This window comes from Agromyces seonyuensis (genome assembly GCF_009789225.1).
Taxonomy (GTDB): Bacteria; Actinomycetota; Actinomycetes; order Actinomycetales; family Microbacteriaceae; genus Agromyces; species Agromyces seonyuensis.
On sequence record NZ_WSTA01000136.1, the window covers coordinates 1 to 4751 of the forward strand.

The 4751-nt window shown below is 74.7% G+C and carries 5 protein-coding genes; 1 reads left to right on the top strand and 4 read right to left on the bottom strand.

Annotation, left to right across the window (positions count from 1 at the left end; translation table 11 throughout):
- The coding region (locus GB864_RS17745) for a UbiA family prenyltransferase (RefSeq protein ID WP_160427019.1) at positions 1 to 719 on the bottom strand (719 nt) is incomplete at its 3' end.
- Positions 720 to 756: 37 nt separating this feature from the next.
- On the opposite strand from GB864_RS17745, the gene GB864_RS17750 reads away from it, so the two are divergent.
- The gene (locus GB864_RS17750; protein ID WP_160427020.1) at positions 757 to 981 is read left to right on the top strand and encodes a DUF1232 domain-containing protein; all 225 of its coding nucleotides are present in this window, start codon (positions 757 to 759) and stop codon (positions 979 to 981) included.
- A gap of 118 nt (positions 982 to 1099) precedes the next feature.
- Here the strand turns inward: GB864_RS17750 and GB864_RS17755 are convergent, their stop codons facing one another.
- The 3 genes from GB864_RS17755 to GB864_RS17765 form a co-directional block, all read right to left on the bottom strand.
- The gene (locus tag GB864_RS17755) at positions 1100 to 2242 is read right to left on the bottom strand and encodes a phosphotransferase family protein (RefSeq protein ID WP_160427021.1); all 1143 of its coding nucleotides are present in this window, start codon (positions 2240 to 2242) and stop codon (positions 1100 to 1102) included.
- Positions 2239 to 3162, bottom strand: coding sequence for a cytochrome b/b6 domain-containing protein (locus tag GB864_RS18675; RefSeq protein ID WP_336604074.1), 924 nt, complete (start codon positions 3160 to 3162; stop codon positions 2239 to 2241). Before GB864_RS18675 ends, GB864_RS17755 begins: the two co-directional genes overlap by 4 nt.
- A gap of 704 nt (positions 3163 to 3866) precedes the next feature.
- On the bottom strand, positions 3867 to 4751 hold an 885-nt coding region (locus GB864_RS17765), incomplete at its 5' end, for an electron transfer flavoprotein subunit alpha/FixB family protein (RefSeq protein ID WP_160427023.1).

The window sequence follows — 4751 nt, forward strand, 5'->3', positions numbered from 1 at the left end:
GAGGCGGCGACCGCCCCCGCGAAGCACGCCCACGAGGCGACCGGGATGCCGGCGAGGTCGCCGCCCGCGCCGCCGAAGAGCACCGCGACCGCCCCCGCCACGACGGCGACCGCGGCGACGGCCGCCGAGGCGCGCGGCCCCCACCGGTGCGGGAGTCCCCGGACGCCCGTGGCGGCATCCTGCTCGAGGTCGGGCAGCACGTTCGTCAGGTGCACCGCCGCGCCGAGCGCGGCACCCGCGGCCCATGCCCACGCCGGCGCGAGGGCCGGTTCAGGCGCGGAGAGGGTCGCAAGGCTCGGGAAGATCCCGAAGCTCACGAGGAACGGCACGATCGAGGCCGGCGTCGACTTCAGCCGCGCGTTGTAGGCCCACGCCGAGGCGAGTGCGATCGCGTGCAGCGCGAGCATCCCCCAGCCGAGCACCGCCGACGCCGCCAGCGCGATCACCAGCGTCGTCAGCGCCGCGGCCCAGGCGACTCGGAGGCCGACCTCGCCGCGGGCGATCGGCTTGTCCGTGCGACGCACAGCGAAGTCCCGCGGCGCATCGATCGCGTCGTTCGAGAGGCCGACCGAGAGCTGCCCGGCGAAGACCGCGAGCGCGAGCATCCCGGTGCGCCAGGCCTCGAGCCCGGCCGCCCAGCCGAGCGCGATCGCGAGGGCCGTGACGACCAGCGTCGGCCCGGGGTGCGTCGACCCCCACAACGCGCGGAGCGTGCCCACGCTCGATGCTCTCACGCACGTGCGTCACACTGGGGGCATGTGGAGCTTCCTGCAGGCCGTCCGGCGCGGCGAGCACCGGATCGCCCCGATGACCTGGGTCGTCGCGGCCGCCGCCGTCGTGTACACGATCTCCCCCATCGACCTCATCCCCGAACTGCTGCTCGGCCCGCTCGGCTTCGCCGACGACCTCGGCCTCTGGGGCATCGTCATCGCGCTCTTCGCACGCGAGCGGGCGCGCTGGCTCGCGTCGTTCGCGAAGTAGGGCTGCGTCAGCCGAGGCCGGCGAGCCGAGCGCCGACGAGCGCCCGGAAGCGCTCGGGCTGCTCGACCCACGGGGAGTGGCCGCACTCGGCGATGAGCTCGGGCTCCGCGCCCTGCGATCAGGCGCGGGCGGCGTACTCCGACGCGACCTCGAGCAGTCGCGGCACGCCCGTTTCGAGCCGCGGCGCGAAGTCGGTGTCATCGGGCCGCTCGCCGGCGAGCCAGCGCGTGTAGATCGCCTCGCTGAACACCGCCGACTTCCAGAGCGCGAGCGCCTGGTACCAGGCGAGCGACTCCGGCGCGACGTCCGTGCGTTCGGCGTACCGCGCGACGAGCCCGGCGCGGTCGAGGAAGCCGGCCTCGGCCGTCACGGGCGAGAGCTCCATCGTCGTCGCGGGCGAACCCGGTTCGCTCCACGTCGCCGCGAGGTAGCCGACGTCGGCGAGCGGATCGCCGAGAGTCGCGAGCTCCCAGTCGAGCACCGCGGCGACCCGCGGCGCCTCCCCCGGGCCGTCGGCCGCGAACATGAGGTTGCCGAGCCGGAAGTCCCCGTGCACGATGCCGACGCGGCGCGTCTTAGGCAGCCGCTCGGCGAGGCGCCGGGCGACCGCGTCGACCGCGGGCAGCTCCCGCCGCGACACCGTCGACCAGAGGCCGCTGAAGCGCGCGAGCTGGCGTTCGAGGTAGCCGTCGGGGCGGCCGAGCTCCGACAGCGGCCCGGTCGTCACGTCGATCGCGTGCAGGTCGACGAGCGCGTCCACGGTCGCCTCCGCGACGCCGCGGCGAGCCTCGGGCGTCGCGAAGCGCGGCGGCAGCGTCTCGGTCAGCACGTCGCCCCGCAGGTACTCCATGACGTAGAAGGGCACGCCGAGGAGCGCATCGTCTTCGCAGACCGCGAGGATGCGCGGCACGCGGTACCCCGCCTCCCCCAGCAGGCGTTGGATGCGCGCCTCCCGGAGCATGTCGTGCGCCGACTTCGGCAGCGGCGGGCGCGGCCCCCGTCGCAGCACGAACTCGGCGTCGCCGCGACGCAGCAGGTAGGTCACGTTCGACTGGCCCTCGCCGATGCGCCGCCACCCGAGCGGCCCGGAACCGAGGCCCGCGTCATCCGAACCCGCGTCATCCAGGAAGCCTTCGACGCGGTCGAGCACGAGGAGCGGCGCGGTCCCGGCACCGGCGCCCTCCGCCGACGCGACCACCTCGACGCCGTCCGACTCCCAGGCGAACGCGGGCGGCGCATCCCGCACCTGCTCGGTGCTCATCGCCGGCCCACCGTGCCGAAGAGCCCCGCGATCGGCGCGAGCACGACGGGCCGCGCCGCGACCCAGGCGCCCGCGATCACGAGGAGCGAGACCGAGAAGATCGCGAAGCCGACCCAGTTCACCGCGTCCTGGCCGCCGTACATGTGGTTGAGGTTGCGCAGCGCCCCGGTCGAGAACACGAGCGCCACGTGCACGACGATGAACCCGACGAAGTAGAGCATCACGGGGAAGTGCACGGCACGGGCGAGCCCGACCGGGTAGATCCGCGAGAGGCGCTCGGCCTTGGCCGGCCACAGGCCCGACATCCGGATGCCCGTGAGCACCGCGAGCGGCGCCGCGATGAAGACCGTCGTGAAGTAGGCGAGTTGCTGGAGGGAGTTGTAGTTCACCCAGCCGTGCTCCGTCGGCCAGTCGAGCGACGCGTACTGCAGCGCCGCCGACACCGCGTTCGGGAAGACGTCCCAGCTCGTCGGCACGATGCGCACCCACTGCCCCGTCACGAAGAGCAGCACCATGAACACGACGCCGTTGACGAGCCACAGCAGGTCGAGGCTCTGGTGGAACCACAGGTTCAGGCTGATCTTCCGCGCGCGGTTCCAGCGGGGTGACCACGTCGCCGCCGGACGCTGCTCGCGCCGCACCTGGAGCCCCGACCGGATGATGAGCACCATCAGGAACACGTTGCAGAAGTGCTGCCAGCCGAGCCACGCCGGGAACCCGATCGGGGCGTCCGCCGGCAGCAGGTACTCGCCCGGGTAGGCGAGGAGGAACTCCTGCACCGCCGGTCGCACGATCAGCAGTCGAGCCACGAGCACGACGAGCGCTGCGCCGACGACGAGGATGCCCGCGAGCGCGAGCCAGCGCAGGACGGGTCGCTCCTGCAGCCCGCGGGCCTCGGCCGCGGGTCGAGCGGGAGGCACCGCGCCCGCTCCCGCGGGTCGAGCAGGAACCGAAGCTTCCTCCGCCGGTCGAGTAGGGAGCGCAGCGACCGTATCGAGACCAGGCACCACCGGCGCCTCGCCCCGACGAGCCCCATCGACGCGAACGTCCGATTCACGAGCCGCCATCTCGCCGACCGCCGCCGGCGCGAACCCGGCGGGCGGCCACGGTTCCCCGCCCGCGAGGCGCGGCAGACCGCGCCGGAGGGGCGAGCCCGTACCGGAGGCGGCGACAGGCGAGACGGAGACGGGCGCGACCGATGCGTCGGCGCCACCGACCGCGGCCGGGGCGGGCAGCGGACTCGCCGGAGCGGGCGCGACGGTGCTCGGTGCGCTCGCGAGCACGGCCGAGGTCGCGGGCGGCCACGGCTCGCCGCCCGCAATGCGGGGCAGTCCGCGACGGATGCTCGTCGCATGAGGTCTCGATACGCGCGCTTCGCTCCCTACTCGACCAGCGGGAGAGGACGCTGCGCTCCCTACTCGACCAGCGAGGGCGGTCGCTTCGCTTCCTACTCGACCAGCGGGAGGGGTCGCTTCGCTCCCTGCTCGACCGGCGAGGGCGTCGTCGCCGGGTCTCGATACGGTCGCTTCGCTTCCTACTCGACCAGCGGGAGAGGTCGCTGCGGGCGGCCACGGGTCCCCGCCGGGCACGCGGGGCAGCCCGCGGCGGATCGCGACGGGCACGGTCATCCGCGGGCCGCCTCGAGTTCCGCGATGAGCTGCGGCACGACCGCGAACACGTCGCCGACGACGCCGAAGTCGGCGATGTCGAAGATGGGGGCGTCGGCATCCGTGTTGACGGCGATGATCGTGCCGGCGGTCTGCATGCCGGCTCGGTGCTGGATGGCGCCCGAGATGCCGAGCGCGACGTAGAGCTGCGGTGAGACCGAGACGCCGGTCTGCCCGACCTGCGCGCGCTGCGGCACGTACCCCGCGTCGACGGCCGCGCGCGACGCGCCGACCGCGGCGCCGAGGGCGTCGGCGAGGTCTTCCACGAGGGAGAACTTCTCCGCGGAGCCGAGCCCGCGGCCGCCCGAGACGACCTTCGCCGCACCGCGCAGCTCGGGTCGCGCCGACACCTCCACGACGGGTTCGACGGACTCGATCACCGCGGCGCGGCGTCCCGACGGGGCGACCTCGAGCCGTTCGAGCACGAGCGGGACGGCCTCCGCGCGGGCGCGGACCGCCCCCTGGCGGACGGTCGCGACGAGCGTGCCGTAGGTCGCCGCGGACACGGCGTCGAAGCCGCCGCCGTAGACGGAGTGCGTCGCGACGATCCCCTCGTCGTCGCGGTCCACGCCGATGACGTCGACGGCGAGGGCCGACTTCGTGCGGGCCGCGAAGCGCGCGGCGAGCTCGCGCCCGGCGATCGAGTGGGCGACGAGCACGGCCTCGGGCCCTGTCTGGGCGGCCGCCGCGGCGAGGGCGTCGGTCTCGGGCACGAGGAGGTCGCGGCCCGCACCCTCCGGTTCGGCGAGCAGCACGCGGGCGGCGCCGAGCGCGGCGGCGGCCTCGGCGAGCGGCTCGCCGGTGCCGGGTGCGGCGACGACGAGGGCGACGGCCTCGCCGAG

Excerpts from the sequence above, each read along its gene's own strand:
- GB864_RS17750 (WP_160427020.1), top strand. The coding sequence starts at position 757 with ATGTGGAGCTTCCTGCAGGCCGTCCGGCGCGGCGAGCACCGGATCGCC.
- GB864_RS17755 (WP_160427021.1), bottom strand. The coding sequence starts at position 2,242 with ATGAGCACCGAGCAGGTGCGGGATGCGCCGCCCGCGTTCGCCTGGGAG.